Genomic DNA, 22,887 nt, shown 5'->3' with positions numbered 1-22,887 from the left:
GATAAGCAGTTGAAAGCAGGAGGCAAAGTCAATTTACCGGCTATTTACCTAGTGCTTACGCTACTTACTATGCTTACTGACCTGCCGCCGTGAGTTGACGGCGGCGCCAGCACCGATTCATCCGGGCCATGGAGCGTTCCGTGTTCGACAGTTTCAGGCAGCGTTTTGCCGCCCTTGCCAGCCGCGCCGAGTTCCATTCGCTGCGCATCGTCCGCCAGACTTCTGAGCAGGCCATGCTGCGTCGCGGCGTCGCCGAACCGCCGTTCCTCAGTCAGGACATGGGCGCCATGGTCAGTGTGCGCCTGACCGGCGTCGAAGCCTACGCAGCCACCGCCGACCTCAGTCTTGCCGGCCTGCAACGGGCCCTGGAGCGGGCCGAGGAACTGGCGCGGCAAATCGCCCGCTACGCCCTCGTGGACCAGAGCCGCCTGGAACCGCCCCGCAGCAGCGCCCATTACCAGTCGCCGGGCCTGGACACACCCTTTCCCGGTCTCGCCGAGCGCTTCGAGCTGCTGGCTGAAGAGTCGGCGCAGATCCCCACCGACTCGCGCCTGGTCAACTGGAATCTCTTCCTGGACAGCCAGCGCCACGAGCAGCTCTACCTTAATAGTGCCGGCGCCGAGCAATGGCAGGACCTGCACTTCACCTACCCCGGCATCAGCGTCACCGCCTTCGACGGCGGCGACAGCCAGACCCGCAGCTTCGGCGGTTACGGCAGCGGCCAGCAGGGCGGCGCCGAAGTACTCAGTCGCCTGGGCTTCGAAGGCGCCGCCGCGCGGGTGGCGGACGAGGCCCTGCAATTGCTGCTGGCACCCAATACCCCCAACGGCCGTACCGACCTGTTACTGATGCCCGACCAAATGATGCTGCAAATCCACGAGTCCATCGGCCACCCGCTGGAGCTGGACCGCATCCTCGGTGACGAACGCAACTACGCCGGCACCAGCTTCGTGAAGCTCGAAGACTTCGGGCGCTACCAGTACGGATCGCCGCTGCTGAATATCAGCTTCGACCCCGGTATTCCCGAAGAGTTGGCCAGCTACAGCCACGACGACGACGGACAGCAGGCCCGCAAGGAAATGCTCATCCAGGACGGTCTGCTGCTGCGCCCACTGGGTGGTGCGCTGTCCCAGCAACGCAGCGGCCTGCCGGGGGTCGCCAACAGCCGCGCCAGCAACTGGAACCGCGCCCCCATCGACCGCATGGCCAACCTCAATCTGGAGCCCGGCGACCAGTCCCTGCAGCAAATGATTGGCAGCATCGAGCGCGGCATACTGATGAGCACCAACCGTTCCTGGTCCATCGACGACGCCCGCAACAAGTTCCAGTTCGGTTGCGAATGGGGCCGATTGATCGAGAATGGTGAACTCAAGGGTGTCGTGAAAAACCCCAACTACCGGGGCGTATCCGCACATTTCTGGCGCAGCCTGGCGGCGGTGGGCGATGCCAGTACCTTCGAAGTGCACGGCACGCCCTATTGCGGCAAGGGCGAGCCCAATCAGGTGGTGCGCGTGGGCCACGCTTCGCCGGCATGCGTGTTCAGACAAGTGGAAGTCTTTGGAGGAGACCAGTGATGGCCGACGCAGAATCCCGCTTCACCGCCTTGGCCGAAAGCCTGGGCTCCAGCCTCCAGGCAGGCGAGGACTTCAGCCTCTGGTACAGCGCCGAAGAGTCCGAATTCATCCGCTTCAATCGCGCCCAGGTGCGTCAGGCCGGCCATGTCAACCAGGCCACCGGGCGCCTCAAGCTGATCCGCGATGACCGCAGCGCGGAAATCGCCATCACCCTCTCCGGGGATCTCGACACCGACCGCCAACGCCTGGCAGAGGGCCTGATTCAGCTACGTCTGGTCATCGCCCAGTTGCCACCGGACCCGTACCTGCAACTGGAGCGCTCGGCCTGGCACCGCCGCTCGACCGGCGAGGCCACGTTGCCCGACACCAACAGCGTGCTGGCAGAGATCAACGCAGCCGCCGATGGCCTCGATCTGGTGGGCATCTACGCCGCCGGGCCGCTCTATCGGGGCTTCGCCAACAGTTTCGGCGCCCTCGGCTGGCACGCCGCCCATTGCTTCAACTTCGACTGGAGCCTGTTCCACCCCAATCATCAGGCGGTGAAAGCCGATTACGCCGGCGCCCGCTGGGACGCCGCCGAGTTCGCCACACGCTTCACCCGCGCCCGCCAGCAACTGGAACACCTGGGCAAGCCGGTACGGCATCTACAGCCCGGCGACTACCGCGCCTATCTGGCGCCGGCGGCAATCGATGAAATCCTCGGCATGCTGTCCTGGACCGGCTTCTCCGCCCGCGCCCTGGCCAACAAGGAAAGCCCTCTGCAACGCCTGCAGGACGGCAGCGCCCAGTTCAGCCCGATGTTGAGCCTGGACGAGCAGGTGGCCGGCGCCCTCGGCCCCGCCTTCGGCCCCGAAGGCGTGCCCCGCAGCGATGTGGCCCTGGTGCGAAACGGCCGCCTCACCGGCCAGCTGGTCTACCCGCGCAGCGCCCGCGAATACGGCCTCGACGCCAACTGCGCCGACGCCAACGAAGCCACCCAGTCGCTGGTCATGGGCGCCGGTGCCATGCCACAGGCCAAAGTTCTGGAACGCCTGGGCAGCGGTCTTTATATCGGCAACCTCTGGTACCTGAACTGGTCCGACGTACCCGCCGCCCGCATGACCGGCATGACCCGCTTCGCCACCTTCTGGGTGGAGGACGGCTGCATCCAGGCGCCAGTGGACACCATGCGCTTCGACGACAGCCTGTACAGCCTGCTCGGCGACCAGTTGGAAGACCTGACCCGGGAACGCCAGCTGCGCCTGTCCAGCAGTACCTACGGCGAACGCCAGACCTGGTCGGCGCTGTTGCCGGGGGCGTTGGTGGGGCGGTTGAAGCTGACGCTTTAACCCCTTTCATTCGCGAAAGCTGCCTCGCCGTAGGATGGGTAGAGGTACGAAACCCATCGAACGGAATTGATGGGTATCGCTTCGCTCCACCCATCCTACGAATCCGCTGCCGGGAGCCGGGGTGAGGGAAACCAGTCCCCGCGCAAGGCAAAAAAAGGGAGGCCCAAGGCCTCCCTTTCTCATTTCGCCACTTCTTACAGAACGGCGATCGCAGCCGCGTAGTTCGGCTCGTCAGCGATCTCGGCGACCAGCTCGCTGTGCAGGACCTTGTCGTTCTCGTCCAGCACCACTACGGCACGGGCGGCGACGCCGACCAGCGGGCCGTTGGCGATGGCAACGCCGTAGTCCTTGAGGAAGTTGGCGCCGCGCATGGTGGACAGGTTCACCACGTTTTCCAGGCCTTCAGCACCGCAGAAGCGCTTCTGGGCGAACGGCAGGTCGGCGGAGATGCACAGCACCACGGTGTTCGGCAGCTTGCTGGCTTCGACGTTGAACTTGCGCACGGAGGTGGCGCAGGTGGGGGTGTCGATGCTCGGGAAAATGTTCAGCACCTTGCGCTTGCCGCTCAGGCTGGCCAGGGTCACGTCGGACAGATCGCCGCCGACCAGGCTGAATGCCGGGGCCTGCTGGCCTTTCTGCGGCAGTTGGCCTTCGACGTTGATCGGGTTGCCCTTGAGGGTTACTTGAGCCATTGCATAGGTCCTTGTTTCAGGTGGGGTTGTACGAGATCGCAAAGTTAAGCACGGGCGGCAGGAAATGTCCTGACTTTCGAGTCAACCAGCGCCAGAAAATCCTTCCGGATGCTAGCGCATTCGATCTCACGGATGAATGCCGTGTCTTCCCCTGAAGACGCCTGTTTCAGACCTTGAAATGAGTACGCGCGCGGAACTGGCCCGGCGCGATGTCGAACTTCTCGCGGAAGCAGCGGTGGAAGTGCGGCAGCGTGGCGAAGCCGCTGGCAACGGCGATTTCGATCAGCGACTTGTTGGTGTGCTGCAACAACTGGCGTGCGTGGGTGAGGCGAAGTTCCAGGTAGTAGCGCGGGGGCGTTGCCTTCACGTAGCGCCGGAACAGGCGTTCCAGGTGGCGCCGGGAAATGCGGGCGTAGCGGGCGATCTCGTTGATATCGATCGGGTCTTCGATGTTGCTGTGCATCAGCTCCAATGCGAGCTTGAGCGTTCTTGGCAGGGTCGGATCGAAGTCGATCGAGACGACCGAAACATCCACGACCTCCCGCATCTTGTCGCAGCCCAGGACTTCCTCGACGGCGTCCACGAGTTCCTGGCCTGCGCTGTGCTTGACCACTTCGAGCATCATGCCGAGCGAACTGTTCGCGCCCGCACAGCTGATCCGCTTGCGGTCGAGGACCTGGGAATTGCTGGTCACCCTCACCAGGGGGAAAAGCTCGGACATCATCGCCCGGCCATCTGGATGAAAGGCGCACTCATGGCCATCCAGCAGGCCCGCCTCAGCCAGGAAGTAGCAGCCATTCCAGAGCCCGCCGAGCACAGAACCCGCGGCATCGGCATGACGCAGCTTGGCCCGCAGCACGGGGTCGCTTTCCAGGCGCACACGGAAGCCGCCGCAGACGACGATGATGTCCTGCTGCTTTTCATCCAGTTCCGCCAGGGAACAGTCAGTGGCAATGGCGATCCCGAGGTCGCTCAGGACCAGGTTGTTCTCGCCGCCGACCACCTGGACCTCGAACACCGGCTTCGAACTCATCAGGTTGGCCGTGACCAGGGCATCCACCGCGCCGGTAAACGCCATCATCGAAAAGTGCTCGCGCAAGATGAACGACACGCGGCGGACGGGGGTGGTCAGCCCGGCGCGACTGGCCCTGTCCAGATGGGCCAGGTTCTTGCTCTTCAAGACACTTTCGAATGACGTTCTCATCGCTCGACTCACAGGAATTCTGCGGATTGCCGCCGGTGCCCGGCTCCCGGGCAACAAGACCGCTCATTGGCGGGCTGAAGCCCGTATCAGGTGGCTGCAACCTCTGCCGCGCCGAACAGCAGCGTAAACAGCTTCGCACAGTCAGGACTGCCAGGCAGTGCCGCAACCGCCTCCTCTATAGCCCGTCGCGACTCCACCCCCAGGTTGATGCCGGCCAGCAGATCGAACTTCACCCGGAACTCCGCGTGGCTCATGGCGGTTTCGGGATCGCCCTTGGCCGCTGTGATCGGGCTGTTGAACGCCTGGCCATCCTTGAGCCACACCAGGACACGCGAAAGGATTTCAGTGGGGAAACGCGCGGAGAGCTCTTCGCTCTCGACGATTTCGATTCGCTGGCTGACGGCCAGGATATCGGGCGCATGGATGGCTTCGCCGGTCACCTCCAACGGGCCGACCTGGCCCCGCACCACCAGGGCGGCAAGCGGGAAGGCCAGCGCGTACTGGGCCTCGTCGGCGTTGGCCGGCGTATGGCCCTGAAGGCGCATGGACTCATGGAACGTCTGCACCTGAATCCTCTCGACGTTCTCGCCGCAAATCTGCGGATGCTCGGCCATCAGGGCGGTCATCGCCGTCAGGGCCGGCTGCGCCCAGCGGCAGACGGGCCAGGGCTTGAAGTACTGGGCATCGATTTCCCAGCGCTCGCCCAGGTCACGCCAGTGATCGGCCACCGCCATGGTTTCCACCGACACGGCGGGTGCGCCGGTGACACCGGCTTGCGCCAGCAGCAGGGCATTGAGGCCGGCGAAGGCCCCTGCCCCATGGGCGTCACGCAGCATCGAGGGATAGTCGACCAGACGCATCATCGGGCAGCGCGGGCCGAAGTACTCGGCAATGCCCAAGGCATGGCGGAAGTGCTCCTCACACAGGCCGAGCAGGCGCGCGCCGCCACAGACAACGCCGATCCCGGAAAAAGCGCCGGAGGCGTGATATTCGGGCGCCGTCGCCATCAAGGCGGCGCCGGCGCGCAGAGCGGTCTCGTAGCCGATGCACAGGGCGCTGAGCAGCTCCTCACCGCTGATGGCCCTGCCCTGATCCCGACAGGCATCGACCAACGCCAGCAACGCCGGCACCACGGTCGCTCCGGCATGTCCCTTGGAGGTGAAGTGGCCTTCATGGGCATCCAGGCTGTCAACGCTGAAGCCCCCCGCCCACGCTGCGCCCAGCGGATGAACCGGGCGGCCATCGAAGAGCAGGCGGCTGGCGAGCGTCGTGGCCGGGTAATGATTCAGCGCATAGCGCTTGAGCGCTTGGCTGGTGTCGTTGTCGCGGGCACCGGCGGCGACCCCGAGGATATCCAGCAGACAGGTCTGCAGCAGGTTGCGGGTATGGGACGGTGCCTGGCTGAAACGAAACTCACGAACGAACGAATAGAGCGACATGTGGACACTCCACAATCGAGATTCGGTTGGCTTGGGAAAATAGGGTGCCCGGCAACGGACACCCGGTGCATCGGTCAATTGGCTGCTTGCGCCTTGCTGGCGGCAGCACGGGAGTCCTGCAACCAGGCATCGAACTGTTGGCGGTGCGCGGCGACCCACTCCTTGGCATGACGCTGGATGTCGGCGGGCTTCTTCTCGCCCTGCTGCATCTTCAGGTTCTGTGCACTCTCGTCGTCGGTGCTGATCTGCACCAGCGAGAGAAACTTCACAGCCGCCGGGTTCTTCTCAGCGAAGTCCTTGTTCAGCACGGCCACGACCTTGTCCACGGCAAACCCGAGGTTCTTGCCCTTGTACATGGTGTCCACGTCGTTGTTGCCGTCCGGCAGGTCGGTCTTCGGCACTTCCAGCCAGACCACGTCCGTGTTCTCGACCAGCACGCTGGCGATCCACTGCGGCACCCAGGTGAAGTACAGGATCGGCTTGCCTTCCTTGTAGCGGGTGATGGTGTCGGCCATCAGGGCGAAGTACGAGCCCTGGTTGACGTGCACGCTTTTTTCCAGGTCATACGCCTTCATGTGGTGGGAAATGACCAACTCGCAACCCCAGCCCGGGTTGCAGCCGGTCAGATCGGCCTTGCCGTCGCCGTCGGTGTCGAACAGCTTGGCGATCTCCGGTTTTTTCAGGTCGGTGATGTACTTGATGTTGTATTGGTCCGCGGTTTTCTTATCGATCAGGTAGCCCTGGCTGACACCCGGCAGGATGTCGCCGGTCTTGACCATCACCTCGTCACCGCCGGCCTGCTGGTAGAACTTGTCGTGCAGCTTTTCCCACAGGTGCACGGTGAAATCAGCATCGCCATTGGCCAGGGCCACCATCATCACGCCGTACTCGGTTTCCTTCGGCTCCTGGACGTCGTAGCCCAGTTCACGCAGGCCTTCCATCGCCACCTCGCCGCGGAAGCGCTCTTCGGCGATGGAGGGGAAGATCGGCGTGACCTCGACGCCCTCGCCGGGCTTGTCGGCCGAAGCGCTGGCACTCAGGGCGGCGACCGTCAGGGACAGGGCCGTGGCGCATTGCAGGAGGCTGCGGGAGAACTTGGATCGATGCATCGTCTCGTACCTATATTGTGGCTTTTGTCGGGTTCGGCAGATCGAATCAGTCGGCTCAGGCGGTCTTGCGCCGCCCTGAGGATTGCCCGGCACCGCACAGACGCAGCAGCGCGCCAACGGGGCCGGTGTGGTACCAGCGCAGGCTCGGGTCGGCGCTCGTGCGCGCTCCCATGGCCTGGGTAAGGCGGTCGAGGAAGATGGCCAGCAACACCAGCCCTACCCCGCCGACGGTGGCCAGGCCCATGTCCAGGCGACCGATGCCGCGCAGGACCATCTGTCCAAGGCCGCCAACCGAGATCATCGAGGCGATCACCACCATCGACAGTGACAGCATCAGGGTCTGGTTCATGCCGGCCATGATGGTCGAGGTGGCCAGCGGCAATTGCACGCGGGTCAGCATCTGCCGTGGGGTGCAGCCAAAGGCGCGGGCCGCCTCGATCTTGTCTTCGGGCACCTGGCGGATACCCAGGTTGGTCAGGCGCACCAGAGGCGGCAAGGCGAACACGATGGTCACCAGCACGCCTGGCACGTCGCCGATGCCGAACAGCATCACCACGGGCACCAGGTAGACGAATGCCGGCAGGGTCTGCATGGCGTCGAGCACAGGCCGCACCACTCGCTCCATGTGGTCGCTGCGGGCGCAGAGGATACCCAGCGGGATGCCGATCACGGCGCAGAAGAACACCGAGGTCAGCACCAGCGCCAGGGTGGTCATGGACTCCGACCAGACGCCGATCAGGCCGAGCAGGGTCAGGGTGACGAAGCAAAGCAGTGCCATGCGCTTGCCGGCCAGCTGCCAGCCAAGCAAGGAGGACAGGATGATGCCGATGGTCGGCGGGATGCTCTGCAAGATGTACTCGATGCCATTGAGCACCTGGTCGATGGGCCAGCGGATGGCACGGAATACATCGCGGAAATTGTGCACCAGGAAATTCAGGGTGGTTTCCACCCAGTCACCCAATGGGATGTTCGCGGTTTGGAAAGGATCGAGAAGACTGAACTCTGACATGCTGGCTACCTACTCTCCGACGTTGCGGCTGCTGCTTGATCGATGGGGCGCGCTCAGTGGCGGCTCAGGGTCTGCAGCAGCAAATTCTTGGAAATAGTGCCCTTCAGAGCACCGCTGTGATCCAGGACGGGCACCGGGTAAGGCAGTGCCGCGACGATATCCAGCACGTCGTGGAGAGGCGTGTCGGTGTAGACGGGTTTCTGCTTGTGCAGGCTGAACTGCTCCTCCGGCTGCCCGCTCGCCACACCGCCGGTTTCGTCTGCACCCACCACGGCCAGCAGTTGGTCGCGCTCGTCGATCAGGTAGCCGTAAGGCACTCCGGCCTGGAAGTGCGGGGCCTTGCCGTTCACCCGGCAGACCGTCGCCGGGTCCAGCTGGGCCACGTCACCGGCCTTGAGAACACGGGAGCTGTCGAAGCCCTTGAAGAAGGTCTCGACGTACTCATTGGCGGGCTGGTTCAGCAGTTCCTGCGGAGTGCCAATCTGCACGACCCGGCCGCCTTCCATGATCGCGATGCGATGGCCGATGCGGATCGCTTCCTCAATGTCGTGAGAGATGAAGATGATGGTGCGCTGCTGCTCTGCCTGGAGGCGTATCAGCTCGCCCTGCATCTCGCTGCGGATCAGCGGGTCGAGGGCGGAGAAGGCTTCGTCCATGAGCAGGATGGCGGGGTCGTTCGCCAGCGCACGGGCCAGGCCGACGCGCTGCTGCATCCCACCGGAGAGCTGGTGCGGGTAGCTGTGCTCATGCCCGCCCAGACCCACCTGACGCAGGGCTTCACAGGCACGGGCATGACGCTCGCGCTCACCCACGCCGGAGATTTCCAGGCCGAAGGCGGTGTTTTCCAGGACGCTCATGTGTGGCATCAGCGCGAAGGACTGGAAGACCATGCCCATTTCCTTGCGACGCACATCGAGCAGTGCCTTGTCCGACAGGCCGGTGATCTCGCGTCCGTTCAGGTGAATGCTGCCGGAGGTGGGCTCGATCAGGCGGTTGAACAGCCGCACCATGGTGGACTTGCCCGAACCGGACAGCCCCATGATCACGAAGATCTCACCGCGCTTGACGGAGAAGCTGGCGTCGAACACACCGACGACATGCCCGGTCTTACGGAAAATTTCATTCTTGTCGGCACCTTTGCGCAACATGTCCATGGCAACTTCGGGATGGGGCCCGAATACCTTGAAGATGTTCTTTACCGAAAGAATCTCATCGGCCTGGCTCATACAACCCTCATTCTTATGCTTATAACCAATTAGAAACTTCCCACTTTCACCATTCACCGGTGACAGTGCGGAGCAGATCGGCCGGTTATTCTTTCTGAGCTCACTTGAGCGAACCGGCGTGCAGAAATTCCTGCCCTATAAAAACGACATCTAAATGAGATGTCGCGTTGCAACTCCAAATTAGGTTTTGCCTATCGCAGCGTCCAACGACATTTGTTCGCCCTAAACCATAACTTGAAGTTATCGGTCAGAAGTGGCTCCTCCCTGCACGGTGGACACGTCCCGCTCCGCCGCCCCCTGGCGGGCCAGAAACACCGCCGCGAGCATGACCATCACCCCGCCCAGGAACATGGCGTACGTGAACGCTTCTCCCATGAGCAGGACGGCAATGGTCACCGCCACCACGGGTTCCACGGTCGAGAGCGTCGCGGCCGTAGAGGGGCCTATTTGCGGGGAGCCGGCCAGGAAGGCCGCGACCGGCACCAGCGTGGCAAACACCGCCAACCCCAGAGTCGCCCACCAGGCAGAGGCCGTTGAAGGCAAGGCAGCGCCTTGAAGCAGCGCGGCCACGGCGAAGGTCAGCGCGCACCCCAGAAGCAGCATGGCGGCGGACGCCAACGGGTTCTCATGGGTGATCCGGTGCGTGCCATAGATGATCGAGGCGCCGTAGCAGACGGCGGCGAACAGCGCCCAGAGGGCACCCATTGATACGCCGGACAGGCTGAGTCCGGTGGCCATCAGGACGCCGCCCAGTGCGAGCACCAGACTGGCCAGCTTGAAGATGCTGAGGCGTTCACCCAGGCACAGGATGGACACCACCGTGACGAATGCCGGGAAGCTGTACACCAGGATGATCGCCAGGCTGACCGACGTGGAATGACAGGCGCTGTAGTAACCCAGTGCTGCCAGCCCATAACCGACGCCCAGCAAAAGGTTTTGCCGCGCCAGCCGCCCTTTGGGCAGGCCGATTCCCCGACCGCGCAGAATCAGCAGTAACACCGCGGCGGCCAGGGTGAAGCGCGCCAGCAATAACCCCACCGGGTCGGCGCCGCCGGCGTAGGCGTATTGGGCGAAGAGCGGCTGCAGGCCGTAGCAGAACGCTGCCAGCAGCACCAGGCAGAAGCCCCTGGCATGGCCGTCGAGACGAGAAAGGAAGTTCAGCGAATGCATTACCGGGTCCTTGGCCGCAGGGCCATCCAGACAGACGAAAGCCCCGCCTCACCGGACCGATGAGACAGGGCTGAATCGAGCGAAAGCGGGCGATCAGTCGGCCAGTCGGCCGGTCATGGTCGCGCAGTACCAATCCACGAACTGGCACACGCCGTTCTCCGCAATCGATGAGTACGGACCGGGTTCATAGGCAGGCGAGCTGACGCCGGCCTGGGCGCCCTCGACCAGGCGCCGGTCCTGGTCATTGGTGGCGATCCAGACACGGGTCAGGCGCTCGATGTCGTAGTCGATGCCTTCCTGGGCGTCCTTCGGCACCAGCCATTTGGTGGTGACCAGGGTCTCGTTGGGGCCTTGCGGCAGCACCCGGAAACTCAACGCGTGATCGCCCAGGAAGTGGTTCCAGGTCGAGGGATAGTTGAAGTACAGCAGCGCACCGATATTCTCCTCGCCGCTGCGATCCAGACGCCTGGCCACGGCAGGCTTGCCGTCCATGGTGTAGCTGACGGCCCCGGTCGAAAGCGGAATACGCGTCATGCGGTACTGCCCGGCATCGTCCATCACCAGTCGGCTGGGCAGCCCGGCCGCTTCACAGCGGTTCCAATGCGCGACCAGTTCCGGGTCTTCTTCCCCGCCGACACCGGCAACGGACAGGTTCTCGACAAAGGAATTCAGCAGTTCCGGATGGCTGCCGTCGCAGTGGTAGCACTCGCGGTTGTTCTCGAAGACCAGCTTCCAGTTGCCCCGCTCCACCAGGTTGGACTCGAACGCCACCTTGCAGTCTTCCAGGTTGTGCGGGGTGATGAACGGGGAAACGGCGTCGCGGAACCGGGAGAAATCCGGCGCCGTCTCGGCGACGCAAACGTAGATGTAGCTGTTCACGACCTGACAGTGAGCCGGCTTCAGACCGTAGTCGGCGGCGTCGAAATCAGGGCCCATGTTGCGGGCGAACAGCAGCTTTCCATCCAGATCGAACGCCCACTTGTGATACGGGCAAACCAGCCTGGCGACCTTGCCCTTCGCTTCGGTACACACCTTGGACCCGCGATGCCGGCAGGCATTGTGGAAGGCACGGACCTGGCCATCGCCACCCCGCACCACGGCAATGGGGTAGTCGCCGATCTGCAGGGTCAGGTACTGGCCGGGCTTCTCCAGTTCGAAGGTATGGCCCGCGAAGATCCATTCCTTGTGCCAGATCTGTTCCAGGTCCTGGCGATACACCTCGGCGGCGCTGTAGGCAGCGCCAGGCAGGGCATGGCGCTCCTTGCGCTGGCGAATCAGGTCCAGTACGGCGGCGGCGTTATTGTTCATTGTCATGCGCACTCCAGATCAGGCACGGGAGGTTTTGTCGGGATTTGCCAATTGCGGCGAACACGGAGTGCGGACTCGACAGTTCGCATTTTCCGATGTCAGGCTTATGCGCAAGTACCCGCCGGGAGACCCAGGCTGTCTGCAAAGCCACTGCGCCGCGATTGCCCGCAGTCTAGGATCAGGTTGCCGGCCGGCAGAATCGACTTTTTATCCAGGCTCTTGATTACCTGAAGTTATGGTTAAACACACCGAACCCGATCAGACCCTGATCAAAATGCCCTCCCTTCGCGCCGTGAAGTCGTTCGTCGCGGCGGCGAAGTACCAGAACTTCACCCGCGCGGCGGAAGCCCTGTGCGTGACCCAGGCCGCGATCAGCCGCCAGATTCGCGAACTGGAAACCTACCTGGGCGCGGAGTTGTTCAAGCGTGTGGGACGCGCCGTGGAGCTCACTGCAGCCGGCTCGATCTTCTTCGATGCGGTGCAGTTATCCTTCGTCAACATCTCCCAGGCCGCCGAGCGAATCCGCAGCCACAGCACGACCAAGCGCGTGCTCACCCTCTGCTGCTCGCCGGCGTTTTCCGCGCTGTGGCTTTCCCATCGCCTGCCGAGCTTCTTCAGCGCGAACCCGGATGTGGACCTCAACCTGATCACCACGCAGAACTTCCTCTCGATGGAACCCGGCGTGCGCCCCGACATCTTCGTCACCAAGATGGCCAAGATTCGGGAGGGCTATCGCAGCTACCCGCTGATGCACGATGTGATCTACCCGGTGTGCACACCCCAATACCTGGAGCAGCACCCGGAGCTGGGCAGCCTGGAAGGGTTGCGCGACAGCGTGCTGCTGAACCTCAGCCCCTATGGCCGCTCCCAGGTGGCCGAGCACGTAGACTGGAAAGTCTGGCTGGCCTTCCACGACATCGACATCGAGACACGCACGGCCAATGCCCCCCACTTCTTCAACGCCAACGACTACAACCTGCTGATCCAGATGGTCCTGAGCCACCAGGGCGTCGCCCTTGGCTGGAATCACCTGGTGGGTCACCTGGTTGCCCAGGGTCTGCTGGTTCGGCCGGTCGAACACGAACTGGTGCTCAAGGACAGCCAGCACTACCTGACCTTCAACGAAGACAAAGAGGATGACGAGGCTTGCTGTCGTCTGCGCGACTGGCTGATATCCCAGGTTTGAATACCTGGCGTTATTGTCAGCCCCAACTTCTGGTTGTTATTAGCGGCAGTCACGACTCGATAGTATCGACTGCAACAATCTGATCGCTAAAAACCAAAAGACCTGCCTTGCGCAGGTTTTTTATTTTCTGCACTCCTATCAGAAACCCATAACCTCCGATCATTGATTGCCAGCCCTAAATGTTGCTTGTTGGCGTAAGAATCGCGTCATTAATCTTCAAGCCGAAATTCCCAACAAATACAACTTGTTCGGCTAGGTGATTACATGAACTTTGATGGTGTCTGGACCCCCGTTGTTACGCCCTTCACCCAAGAGGGTTCCATTGACTTCGCTGCCTTGACCCCGGTGATCGACAGCCTGATCGGCCACGGCATCCATGGCCTGATCGTCGGTGGCACCACCGGCGAGTACTACGCCCTGAGCAATGGTGAGAGGAAGAAGCTGTTCGACGCGATTGCAGAGCTGGCGGCGGGACGCATCCCCCTGATGGCGGGCATCAACGCCACCACCACGGAAGAAAGCCTGGACCTCGGTCGCTACGCCAAGTCGGCCGGCTTCAACTGCATCCTCCTGGCCGCGCCCTACTACTGCCAGCCGACCCAGGATGAACTGCTCGCCCATGCCTGCGCCGTGGACGACGCCCTCGACATGCCGACCATGCTCTACAACTTCCCCGCCCGTACCGGCACGGCCATGAGCTTCGAGTTCATCGACGCCCTCAAGCAGCGTCCGAACTTCCAGGCGATCAAGGAAAGCACTGGCTCCATCGAGCGCATGCACACCCTGACCCAGGAATACGCCGGCCAGCTGCAGGTCAGCTGCGGCATGGATGACCAGGTGCTGGAATTCTTCACCTGGGGCGCCCGTAGCTGGGTTGCCGGCGCCTCCAACTTCCTCGCCCCCGAGCACATCGCGCTGTACCGCACCTGCGTAGTGGAGCAGGACATGATCGCCGGCCGGAACCTGGCCAGCCGCCTGCTGCCGATGCTCAACCTGCTCGAACAAGGCGGGAAGTTCTGCCAGTACATCAAGTACGGCTGCGAACTGGCCGGCCTGCCGGTAGGCCCGACCCGCCGTCCGCTGCTGCCACTGAGCGCGAACGAGAAAGCCACCTTTGCTCGCACCTACGAGCAACTGATTGCCCATCGCGGTTAGTTCGCTGGTACTGGAGGCGTCCCATGCAGCTTCAATGCAATTTCCTGCCCCAGAATGACGGCCGCTGCGGTTGGTATGAAACCCTGCCGCCGCCACCGCCCGGCACCTCTCTGCGCGGTACCGTGCAGGCGGATTGGGTAGTGCTGGGCGCCGGGCTTTCCGGGCTGGCCGCTGCCCGCCGCCTGGCGGAGCTGCAGCCGGAAGCGTCGATCGTCCTCATCGACGCCCGGCGGGTCGGCTTCGGCGCTGCCGGACGCAACTCCGGCTTCATGGTCGACCTGCCCCACGACCTCACCTCGCACAGTTACACCAACAGCCAGGAGGCCGATCAGAAGATCATCCGCCTGTGCCGTGGTGCCATCGACTACGTGCGCGGGATCGTCAAGCAGCACGGCATCGACTGCGACTGGCGTGAACAGGGCAAGCTGCACGGCGCCGTGAACGAACGGGGTGCCCACTCCCTGGAAGAGTTCGCCAAGGGGCTTTCGGCCCTTGGCGAGCCCTACAGGATGCTGAACGCCCAGGACATGAAGGCCGTCACCGGCACCAGCTTCTATCAGGCCGGCTTGCACGCGCCCGGCGCAGTCCTGGTGCAGCCGGCGGCGCTGTCCAGAGGTCTGGGGCAGACCCTGCCGGGTAACGTCAGGCTGTTCGAAGACAGCCCGGTGCTGACCATCGAAGTCGGCAAACCCCACACCCTGACCACCGCGCAAGGGTGCGTGAAGGCACCGCGCCTGGTGCTGGCGAACAACGCCTACGCCTCCACCTTCGGCCAGTTGGGCCTGAAGGGGCGCATCCTGCCCGTGTACACCTACGCGAGCATGACGCGACGCCTGAGCCCGCAGGAACTGGCCACCCTGGGCGGCGAGGACTCCTGGGGCCTGATCCCGGCCGACCCGCTGGGCACCACGGTGCGACGCCTGGCCAACGGGCGGATTTGCATCCGCAACTCCTTCACCTACAACCCGCAGGTCCAGGCCAGCGCCAGCACGCTTGAACGGGTCCGGCGCGCCCATCGCAAGTCCTTCGAGAACCGCTTCCCGATGCTGCCCGGCGTCGAGTTCGAATACACCTGGGGTGGCGCGTTGTGCCTGGCGCGCAACTCCGGCTCGGTGTTCGGCGAGATCGCCCCCGGCGTCTACAGCGCGGTCTGCTGCAACGGCCTGGGCCTGACTCGCGGCACCATCTCCGGGAAGCTGATCGCCGAATACGCGCTGGGCATGGACAGCGACCTGCTGCGCAGCATGCTCGAACAACCCAAACCTTGCCGCAACCCGCCCGAGCCCTTCCTGGGCCTTGGCGTGCGCTCGTCCATTGCCTGGAAGGAATGGACCGCCGGCGCAGAACTTTGAGACCCCGACCTATTCTGGAGAACAACAATGACCGACGCTCTCACCCGCAGCGCCATCGATCAGCAGCTTGAACGACTCGAGTTCCGCAACCAGGCCTTCATCAACGGTCGCTTCGTTTCCGCCCGCTCGGGCGCCACGTTCGCCACGCTCAACCCCTCCACCGGACAGGTGCTGACCGACGTCGCCGCCTGCGATGCCGAGGATATCGATCTGGCAGTGAAGGCGGCCCGCGCGGCATTCGAAGCCGGCGTCTGGTCGAAACTGGCGCCGGCCGGCCGCAAGGCGATCATGCAGCGCTTCGCCGACCTGATCGACGCGCACCGCCTGGAACTGTCGGTGCTGGAATCCCTGGAGTCCGGCAAGCCGATCGGCGAGTGCTTCGCCATCGACATCCCCGACACCGCCGCGACCATCCGCTGGCACGCCGAAGCCGGCGACAAGCTGTACGACGCCATCTCGCCGTCGAACCCCAGCAACATCGGCATGATCAAGCGCGAGCCGGTTGGCGTCGTGGGCGCCGTACTGCCCTGGAACTTCCCCTGCATGATGGCGGGCTGGAAGCTCGGCCCGGCGCTGATCACCGGCAACAGCGTGATCCTCAAGCCTGCCGAGCTGACCTCCCTGGCCACCCTGCGCCTCGCCGAACTGGCCTTCGAGGCCGGTGTTCCGGCCGGCGTGCTCAACGTGGTACCCGGCCTCGGCCACACCGCCGGCAAGGCCATCGGCCTGCATCCGGACATCGACCTCGCCGCCTTCACCGGCTCCACCGAGGTGGGCCGGCTGTTCCTGGAATACTCGGCCAGGAGCAACCTCAAGCGCGTCGTGCTGGAGTGCGGCGGCAAGAACCCGCAGGTGGTCATGGCGGACGCTTCTGACCTGCAGACCGTGGCCAGCAATGTGCTCAGCGCGGCGTTCTGGAACATGGGCGAAAACTGCTCGGCGGGGTCCCGCCTGATCGTCCATCGTTCCATCAAGGACGCCCTGCTCGACGAGCTGGTGCGTCAGTTGGAGGACTGGACCACCGGCGACCCGCTGGACCCGTCCGTTCGCCTCGGCGCGCTGATCGAGCAGGCCCATATGGAGAAGGTGCTGGCCCATATCGAGCAGGCCAAGGCGGAAGGCGCCCGGCTGGTTAACGGCGGCGTGCGCCTGTATCCGGAAAGTGGCGGTTACTTCGTCGCACCGACGATTTTCGACAACGTGACCAATGCCTCTTCCGTCGCTCGAGACGAAATCTTCGGCCCGGTCCTGGCGGTGATCACCTTCGACACCGAAGAAGAAGCCATCGCCATCGCCAACGACACCTGCTACGGCCTGGCCGCCTCGCTCTGGACCGACAACATCAACACCGCCCATCGCATGGCCTCGGCCATTCGTGCCGGTACCGTCTCGGTCAACTGCTTCTCCGAAGGCGATATCTCCACCCCCTTCGGCGGTTACAAGCAGTCCGGCTTCGGCGGTCGCGACAAGTCCGTCTACGCCCATGACCAGTACTGCGAGCTGAAAACCACCTGGATCCAACTGGCCTGACGCCACTCCTGCCCGGCCGGCAACGGCCGGGCAGCGGCATGACGCCAGCACTTGGCTGACGGGGTGTGCTGTGCGCACCGATTCCGGGATCGGCTTCGGCACCTCAGCAAACCGCCGGTGCGCGCGGCGCCCCCTACAGGCTTGCTCGCGGCCCTTTCGCGAACGGATTCGCCTCCACGCGCACGCTTAGAAATCCCGCTTGTAGAACAGGTCCAGAGAGCTGGCCAGGCCGCTGGCGGCTTCCAGGTAAAGGCGCTTGGTCAGTTCGTAGCGCAGTGCCACAACGCTGGTGGAGTCCACCACGCCAAGGCCGTAGCGGATGCTCAGGCGGTCGGTGAGCTGGCCGGTGGCACCGTCGTCGCCCAGATGCAGGTCCTTGAGCCCCAGGCGCTCGGCCAGTTCGCCGGTCAGCGGCGCGCTGCCGGACAGGCCCATGGCCAGGGCCGCCTGGCCCACGGCGTTGCCGTCGCCGCCGCCCCCCATCGGCCGGCCGAGGACGAGGTAGGACAGCGCCTGCTCCTGGCTCATGGCCGGGTTGGAGAAGACTTCGGTGCTGGGCTCGTCGGCGCGGCCGTTCAGGCGCAGGCCAGCGGTGACATCACCAACGATGCGGACAGCCTCCACGTCCAGGTAAGGCTGGTCCAGCGGGCCGGCGAACAGCAGACGAGCGCGGCGCAGATCGAGGCGTTGGCCATAGGCCCGGTAGCGCCCGTTCTTTAACACCAGCTCACCACGCCCGCTCAGGTTGTCGCCCACCTTGAGGTGGCCCTGGAGGTCCGCCGTCAGGCCGAAACCGGAGAACTGCAGGCGCTCCTGGCCCACCTCCACATCCACGTTCATGGCCATCTGCAGCGGCTGCTGCTCGGCCTGCTGCTCGCCCACCACGCGGGCGTCCGGCGACACCTTGACCGCTTGCGGAGGCAGTTCGCGGATCTTGATCCTGCCGCGCGGCACCAGCACCTTGCCGCTCACCGCCAGGCGCTCCCCGGCCAGGCCGAGGCGCAGGTCGGGCTCCACCTCCAGGTTGGCGTAGGGCTCCACCACCAGAGGCAGGCGCGAGCCGCGCAGCGTCAGGTCGAGGTCCAGCCCCCGGGCCCAGCCCAGGTTGCCGGCAAGGCTGCCCTGGCCCTGCTCGCCGCTGCGCCACTGGCCGTTCAGTTCCAGGCTCTCCCCGGCGATACGGGCGTTCAGACCCAGTGCCTCGAAGCTCATCGGCAGCTCGCCGCCGCTGATGCGGCCGTCACGCAGGCGCAGGTTGCCCAGCACATAGGGGGACTGAAGCGTCCCGCTCAGGCTCCCGCTCCCTTCCAGGCGGCCCTCCAGTTTTTCCACCTTGGACACGAAGGGGCGCAGCACGGCGAGATCCAGCCCGTCCAGGCGGAACTGCCCGGAGAGCGGCTTACTGGCCGGGCGCGGATCGATCCGGGCGTCCACCTGCAACTGGCCGAGCCCCTGGCCCTGGAACGCCAGCTGGCTGTCGATGCGCTGCGGGCGCAGCGTGCTGTCCAGCAGCAGGCGCTGGTAGGGGAAGTCGACCCAGTGGTCTTCTTCCTTCAGGCGCAGCACGCCGCTGCCCGCGTCCAGGGTGATGTGGCCGTTGGGCCCGCTGGCCGGCAGATCGAGCTTGAGATCACCGTTGAGCTGCCCCTGCCAGGCGAAATCCTCCGGCAGCCAGCGCGCGAGGCTGGCGAGGGGGAAGTCGCGCAGGCGGTAGTCCAGCTTCGGCTCGGGCAGCAGGCGCTGCTCGCCGCCACAAAGGCTTGCCGGCCCTGAACGCCAGCAATGGGCACCGAAATTCATCTTGCCGCCAGCCAGCCGCTCCAGCTTGGCCGGGGCTTCCAGCCGCCAGTCCTGGGCACCGGCCTGGACCTCGCCCCGCGCCAGGCGGCCACGCCAGTCGCTGCCGTCGAGCTTGCCCTCCAGGGCGAGCAACAGGTCGAGCAGCGGGCCCTTGAGGTTGAGGTCCAGTTGCTGACGCTGGCGATCACCGGAGCCGTCGGCGGTCAGGGTGCCAAATTCGTTGTCGCCCGAGGCCAGGCCGTCCACCTGCAACTGCACCCGCCCACGCTGGGCGGCGTCCAGTTGGGCATCCAGCTTGAGGCGGTCGAGACGGTTCTCGCCCTGCCCCATGCGTTCGCCAGTCAGCGTCAACTTGCCTTGCGGCGCTTGCAGAGTGCCGGCGAGGTCGAGGTGGCCCTGGGCCTTGCCGAAGAGCTTCGGCCAGAGCTGACCGAGGCGGTTCAGGGCGAGATCGAGGTGACCGTTGAGTTTCTGGTCCAGCTGCGCCTTGCCTTCGACCTTGTTGTCGCCCAGGCGCACCTGCAGCGCATTGAGCAGCCAGCGCTCGCCCGCGCCTTCGGCCTTGGCCTGGAGCAGCGCCGGCTGGCCACGCAGCTGGCCCTTGAGGTCAAGGTCGGCGGCTAGCTCCAGGCGCTGGTTCCGCCAGGCACCTTTCGACTGCAATTGGCCGGCCAGCCTGCCCGGCAGCTCGGCCAGCCAGTAGGAGGGGTCCAGATCGCTCACTGCCAGCTGGCTGTCCCAGCCGACGCCTTGTGCGAAGTCGATCTTCACCTGGCCTTGAGCCCTGCCCTGCCCGGCCTTGAGCTGCAGGTCGGGCAGGCTGACGCTGGCCAGATCGCCGGCCACCGGGCTGGCCAGGCTGAAATCGCCAGCCGGGCCCTTGAGACTGGCGTCGAATTTGCCCTCGTAGCGGGCCTCCGTGTAACGCATTTCGGCGTCCAGCTGATGCAACGCCACCGGTGGCGGTTGCTCCTGGGGGAACAGCCGCTGCCAGGGGAAATCGCGCCATTGCAGGCGGCTGTCGATGACCAGCGCCTGCTGCCAGTCGACCCGGCCCTGCAGCGCCAGGGTCTGCTCGGGCTCCCCCGTCAGTAGCAGTTGCTGGACGTCCGCGCCCTTGGCATCCACCCGGCCGTCCAGGCCCAGCGCCACCGCGCCACCGTCGCCGGGCAAAGTGGCCTTGCCCTGCACGACGTAGCCCTTGTCGAGGTCGCCCGTGGCGCTCAGTTCCACCTGGTTGAGCGTCAAGGTATCCGGCAGGTCGGCACTGCCCTTGAAGCCATCCGCCCGCAGGCGGGCGCTGGCCGGCAGGTGTTCCGCCAGCGGGCGCAACTCGCCGTCGAGCGTTCCGGCCAGATAGCCGCTGCTGTCGGCCCGGAGCTTGAGCGCACCTTGCAGGTCACCGTCCGCCTTGAGCGCCAGCGTCCAGGGCGCATCCCCTGGCGCGGGCAGGCGCAGGCTGCCCTGCAGCGACAGCGGCCAGCCGCCTTCGGGGTGCAGGGAGCCTTGCAGGTCCAGGGCCAGGCTGTCGCGGCGCAGGCTCAGGCGTTCCAGTTGCAAGCCGTCAGCCTGCCAGTGGGCGGCGAGTTCGAGCTGCTGCAACTGATCGGTGCCATCGAGGATGAAGCGGCCGATGCGCACTTGCCCGACCTGCAGCGCCAGGGGCAGGCGCAGTTCCGGCAGGCTGATCGGGCCGGAATCCGAATCAGACTCCGACGGGGGCAGATCGAGCCGGATGCTGTCGCTGGCCAGCTCGTCGATGCACAGGGTCCGGCGCAGCAGGCAGGTGGGCGACCAGTCCAGCAACGGTGCCTTCACTTCAAGGGCAGTGCCTTCCTGCTTCCACGCCAGCCGCTCGGCACTCCAGCGCCCGCCGAGCCTGCCGCTGTAGCCCTCCACTTCCAGCCCGGGCACCTGCCCCAGCAGCCAGCGTCCACCGGCTTCGCTGAACAGCAGTACGGCGGGAACCGCTACCACGGCCGCGACGACGACAGCGAGGCCCGACAGGCCGATCTTCAACGCGCGCCTCACAGTTCCGGCCCCATCGAGAAGTGGATGCGATAGCCACCCGGATCATCCAGGGCCTTGGCCAGGTCGAGGCGGATCGGCCCCACCGGGGAGACCCAGCGGACGCCGAAGCCGGCGCCGGTTTTCATCGCTGCGTTGAGGGAATCCATGGCATTGCCACGATCGACGAAGGCGGCCAGGCGCCAGCGGTCGGTGATGGGGTACTGGTACTCGGCGCTGCCCACCAGCAGGTAGCGGCCGCCCACCTTTTTGCCGTTGCTGTCTTCCGGTGAGAGGGTCTGGTAGTCATAGCCGCGCACACTCTGGTCGCCGCCGGCGAAGAAGCGCAGGGACGGTGGGATGGCGTCGAAATCGGTGGTGGCGATACCGCCGGCCTGGGCCCGGCCCAGCAGGCGATGGCCGCCAGGCAAGGTGTAGAGACCCTTGGCCATGGCGCTGGCGTAGGTGAAATCGGTGTCGGAGAGGATGCCTTCCTTGGCGCCCCGCACATCGAATTGCAGGGAGTAGCCGCGGTTGGGATCGAGCTTGTTGTCGCTGCGGGTCACGCCATAACTGATGCCGGGAATCAGGAAGCTGCTGCGGCCATCGTCGCTGCCGTCGCCGAAGTCGAAGGTTTCCTGCTCCCAACGCAGGGAGACGATGCGCTGCCAGTCATTGGGCAGCTTTGACTGCCACTGGCCACCCAGGGTGAAGCGCTGGCTCTCGACGTCCACCAGGTCCTCCCGCTGCAGGCCGCTGGTGAAGCGCAGGGTATCGGTCAGCGGCGGGTCGAGGGGAATCTCGTACCAGGTGCCGACGTTCTGCCGCACCGGCGACACCTCGGTCTCGGCACCGAGGCGATGGCCCTGGGGGTTGATCCAGTGGCGCGTCCAGTTGGCCCGCGCACGGGGGCCGACGTCAGTGGAGAAACCCGCGCCCAGGCCTACGGTACTCGGCTTGACCGTCGTCAGTTTCACCTTTACCGGTATCAGCTTGCCGGCGTCCTTGACCGGACTGGCATCCACCCGCACTTCGTCGAAGTAGCCGCTGGCCTGGAGGTTCTGGCTGAGTTTGGCGACCTGGTCCGAGTCGTAGGGGGTGTTGGCCGGAAAGGGCACCAGCCGCGCCAACAGTTCCGGGTCGAACGGCGTGTCGCCCTCGAAGCTCACCTTGCCCAGGCTGTAGCGCGGGCCGCTGTCATACACCAGTTCGATGTCCGCCACGCCGGCGCGCGGGTCGATAGCCAGTCGCTGGCGGGTGAAACGGCCGTCGAAGTAGCCGAAGCGCAGCGCCTGGTTCTGGATCAGTTTCTTGGCATCCTCGTAGGCGCCGTGGTTGAGCTGTGCACCGGGCTTCAGCACCTTGCTCTCGGGCACCCGGAACCCCTTGTGCGCGCTGGCCTCGCCCTCGATGCGCAAATCCACCTTGCGCAGCCGCACCGGTTCGCCAGGGACCACCAGCAGGTGCAGGGAGGGGTTCTTGCCGCCTTCGACGCGGCTGTCGATCTCGGTCTGGTAGTAACCCAACGCCTGGGCGGCCAGGCGCGCCTGTTCCTCGGCGGCACGCCGGAAACGTCGCAGGGCCTCTTCATTACGGTCACCAATGGCACCGATATAGGCCTCGATATTGGCCTTCAGCGCCGAGTTGGCAGGGTCGACCTTCACATCCAGCGTGGCCTTGGCCAGCGCCAGACTGCTTGTACAGAGCAGGGCCAGCAGCAGCGGCCCGCGCAATCCTTGGCAAAAATTCATGCGCGGCATGCTACCACGGCAATCCGCCGCTTCCGTCGCAAAAGCCT

At 64.9% G+C, this 22,887-nt stretch carries 16 protein-coding genes; 6 read left to right on the top strand and 10 right to left on the bottom strand.

The window, feature by feature from the left end; translation table 11 throughout:
* The first annotated feature begins 140 nt into the window (after positions 1-140).
* Positions 141-1,574, top strand: a complete 1,434-nt coding sequence (locus tag TQ98_RS11070) for a TldD/PmbA family protein (RefSeq protein WP_044872894.1) — start codon at positions 141-143, stop codon at positions 1,572-1,574.
* Positions 1,574-2,902: a metallopeptidase TldD-related protein gene (locus TQ98_RS11065; RefSeq protein WP_044872893.1), complete on the top strand. Its 1,329-nt coding sequence runs from the start codon at positions 1,574-1,576 to the stop codon at positions 2,900-2,902. The genes TQ98_RS11070 and TQ98_RS11065 overlap by 1 nt, the downstream gene beginning before the upstream one ends.
* Before the next feature lie 194 nt (positions 2,903-3,096).
* Here TQ98_RS11065 and tpx read toward each other — a convergent pair whose 3' ends face one another.
* The 8 genes from tpx to TQ98_RS11025 form a co-directional block, all read right to left on the bottom strand.
* Positions 3,097-3,594, bottom strand: a complete 498-nt coding sequence (gene tpx / locus TQ98_RS11060; protein WP_044872892.1) for a thiol peroxidase — start codon at positions 3,592-3,594, stop codon at positions 3,097-3,099.
* 166 nt (positions 3,595-3,760) lie between these two features.
* Positions 3,761-4,798 carry a GlxA family transcriptional regulator gene (locus TQ98_RS11055; RefSeq protein WP_044872891.1) on the bottom strand — a complete coding sequence of 346 codons (1,038 nt, stop codon included), beginning with the start codon at positions 4,796-4,798 and terminating at the stop codon, positions 3,761-3,763.
* 86 nt (positions 4,799-4,884) lie between these two features.
* Positions 4,885-6,237 (bottom strand): MmgE/PrpD family protein, encoded by a 1,353-nt coding sequence (locus TQ98_RS11050; protein ID WP_044872890.1) that lies wholly within the window; start codon positions 6,235-6,237, stop codon positions 4,885-4,887.
* Positions 6,238-6,311: 74 nt separating this feature from the next.
* Complete coding sequence (proX, locus tag TQ98_RS11045; RefSeq protein ID WP_044872889.1) at positions 6,312-7,346, bottom strand: glycine betaine/L-proline ABC transporter substrate-binding protein ProX; 1,035 nt, start codon at positions 7,344-7,346, stop codon at positions 6,312-6,314.
* A gap of 55 nt (positions 7,347-7,401) precedes the next feature.
* A complete protein-coding gene (proW, locus tag TQ98_RS11040) occupies positions 7,402-8,355 on the bottom strand; it encodes a glycine betaine/L-proline ABC transporter permease ProW (protein WP_044872888.1) in 954 nt (317 codons plus the stop codon).
* Between the two features lie 53 nt (positions 8,356-8,408).
* Positions 8,409-9,581, bottom strand: coding sequence for a glycine betaine/L-proline ABC transporter ATP-binding protein ProV (gene proV / locus TQ98_RS11035; protein ID WP_044872887.1), 1,173 nt, complete (start codon positions 9,579-9,581; stop codon positions 8,409-8,411).
* Between the two features lie 240 nt (positions 9,582-9,821).
* Positions 9,822-10,751 (bottom strand): DMT family transporter, encoded by a 930-nt coding sequence (locus TQ98_RS11030; protein ID WP_044872886.1) that lies wholly within the window; start codon positions 10,749-10,751, stop codon positions 9,822-9,824.
* A gap of 93 nt (positions 10,752-10,844) precedes the next feature.
* Positions 10,845-12,059: an aromatic ring-hydroxylating dioxygenase subunit alpha gene (locus TQ98_RS11025; RefSeq protein WP_103102941.1), complete on the bottom strand. Its 1,215-nt coding sequence runs from the start codon at positions 12,057-12,059 to the stop codon at positions 10,845-10,847.
* A gap of 235 nt (positions 12,060-12,294) precedes the next feature.
* On the opposite strand from TQ98_RS11025, the gene TQ98_RS11020 reads away from it, so the two are divergent.
* From TQ98_RS11020 to TQ98_RS11005, 4 genes are all read left to right on the top strand, one after another.
* Complete coding sequence (locus TQ98_RS11020) at positions 12,295-13,245, top strand: LysR family transcriptional regulator (RefSeq protein WP_044872883.1); 951 nt, start codon at positions 12,295-12,297, stop codon at positions 13,243-13,245.
* A 264-nt stretch (positions 13,246-13,509) separates the two neighbouring features.
* Positions 13,510-14,400: a dihydrodipicolinate synthase family protein gene (locus tag TQ98_RS11015; protein ID WP_044872882.1), complete on the top strand. Its 891-nt coding sequence runs from the start codon at positions 13,510-13,512 to the stop codon at positions 14,398-14,400.
* Between the two features lie 23 nt (positions 14,401-14,423).
* Entirely contained in the window at positions 14,424-15,752 is a 1,329-nt protein-coding gene (locus TQ98_RS11010; protein WP_044872881.1) for an FAD-binding oxidoreductase, read from the top strand.
* Between the two features lie 27 nt (positions 15,753-15,779).
* Positions 15,780-17,282, top strand: a complete 1,503-nt coding sequence (locus tag TQ98_RS11005) for an aldehyde dehydrogenase (RefSeq protein WP_044872880.1) — start codon at positions 15,780-15,782, stop codon at positions 17,280-17,282.
* Between the two features lie 186 nt (positions 17,283-17,468).
* On the opposite strand, the gene TQ98_RS11000 is transcribed toward TQ98_RS11005, so the two are convergent.
* Positions 17,469-21,113 carry a translocation/assembly module TamB domain-containing protein gene (locus TQ98_RS11000; protein WP_044872879.1) on the bottom strand — a complete coding sequence of 1,215 codons (3,645 nt, stop codon included), beginning with the start codon at positions 21,111-21,113 and terminating at the stop codon, positions 17,469-17,471.
* On the bottom strand, positions 21,110-22,840 hold the full coding sequence (locus TQ98_RS10995; RefSeq protein WP_044872985.1) for an autotransporter assembly complex family protein: 1,731 nt from the start codon (positions 22,838-22,840) through the stop codon (positions 21,110-21,112). Before TQ98_RS10995 ends, TQ98_RS11000 begins: the two co-directional genes overlap by 4 nt.
* Positions 22,841-22,887: the final 47 nt, after the last annotated feature.

It is taken from the genome of Pseudomonas sp. LFM046 (genome assembly GCF_000949385.2).
Classification (GTDB): domain Bacteria; phylum Pseudomonadota; class Gammaproteobacteria; order Pseudomonadales; family Pseudomonadaceae; genus Metapseudomonas.
The sequence above is the reverse complement of the archived record's forward strand: the minus strand, read 5'-3'. Positions and strand labels throughout refer to the sequence as shown.

Excerpts from the sequence above, each read along its gene's own strand:
- proX (WP_044872889.1), bottom strand. The coding sequence starts at position 7,346 with ATGCATCGATCCAAGTTCTCCCGCAGCCTCCTGCAATGCGCCACGGCC.
- TQ98_RS11005 (WP_044872880.1), top strand. The coding sequence starts at position 15,780 with ATGACCGACGCTCTCACCCGCAGCGCCATCGATCAGCAGCTTGAACGA.
- TQ98_RS11050 (WP_044872890.1), bottom strand. The coding sequence starts at position 6,237 with ATGTCGCTCTATTCGTTCGTTCGTGAGTTTCGTTTCAGCCAGGCACCG.
- proV (WP_044872887.1), bottom strand. The coding sequence starts at position 9,581 with ATGAGCCAGGCCGATGAGATTCTTTCGGTAAAGAACATCTTCAAGGTA.
- TQ98_RS11065 (WP_044872893.1), top strand. The coding sequence starts at position 1,574 with ATGGCCGACGCAGAATCCCGCTTCACCGCCTTGGCCGAAAGCCTGGGC.
- TQ98_RS11055 (WP_044872891.1), bottom strand. The coding sequence starts at position 4,798 with ATGAGAACGTCATTCGAAAGTGTCTTGAAGAGCAAGAACCTGGCCCAT.
- proW (WP_044872888.1), bottom strand. The coding sequence starts at position 8,355 with ATGTCAGAGTTCAGTCTTCTCGATCCTTTCCAAACCGCGAACATCCCA.
- TQ98_RS11030 (WP_044872886.1), bottom strand. The coding sequence starts at position 10,751 with ATGCATTCGCTGAACTTCCTTTCTCGTCTCGACGGCCATGCCAGGGGC.
- TQ98_RS11020 (WP_044872883.1), top strand. The coding sequence starts at position 12,295 with ATGGTTAAACACACCGAACCCGATCAGACCCTGATCAAAATGCCCTCC.
- tpx (WP_044872892.1), bottom strand. The coding sequence starts at position 3,594 with ATGGCTCAAGTAACCCTCAAGGGCAACCCGATCAACGTCGAAGGCCAA.
- TQ98_RS11025 (WP_103102941.1), bottom strand. The coding sequence starts at position 12,059 with ATGAACAATAACGCCGCCGCCGTACTGGACCTGATTCGCCAGCGCAAG.
- TQ98_RS11015 (WP_044872882.1), top strand. The coding sequence starts at position 13,510 with ATGAACTTTGATGGTGTCTGGACCCCCGTTGTTACGCCCTTCACCCAA.
- TQ98_RS11010 (WP_044872881.1), top strand. The coding sequence starts at position 14,424 with ATGCAGCTTCAATGCAATTTCCTGCCCCAGAATGACGGCCGCTGCGGT.
- TQ98_RS10995 (WP_044872985.1), bottom strand. The coding sequence starts at position 22,840 with ATGAATTTTTGCCAAGGATTGCGCGGGCCGCTGCTGCTGGCCCTGCTC.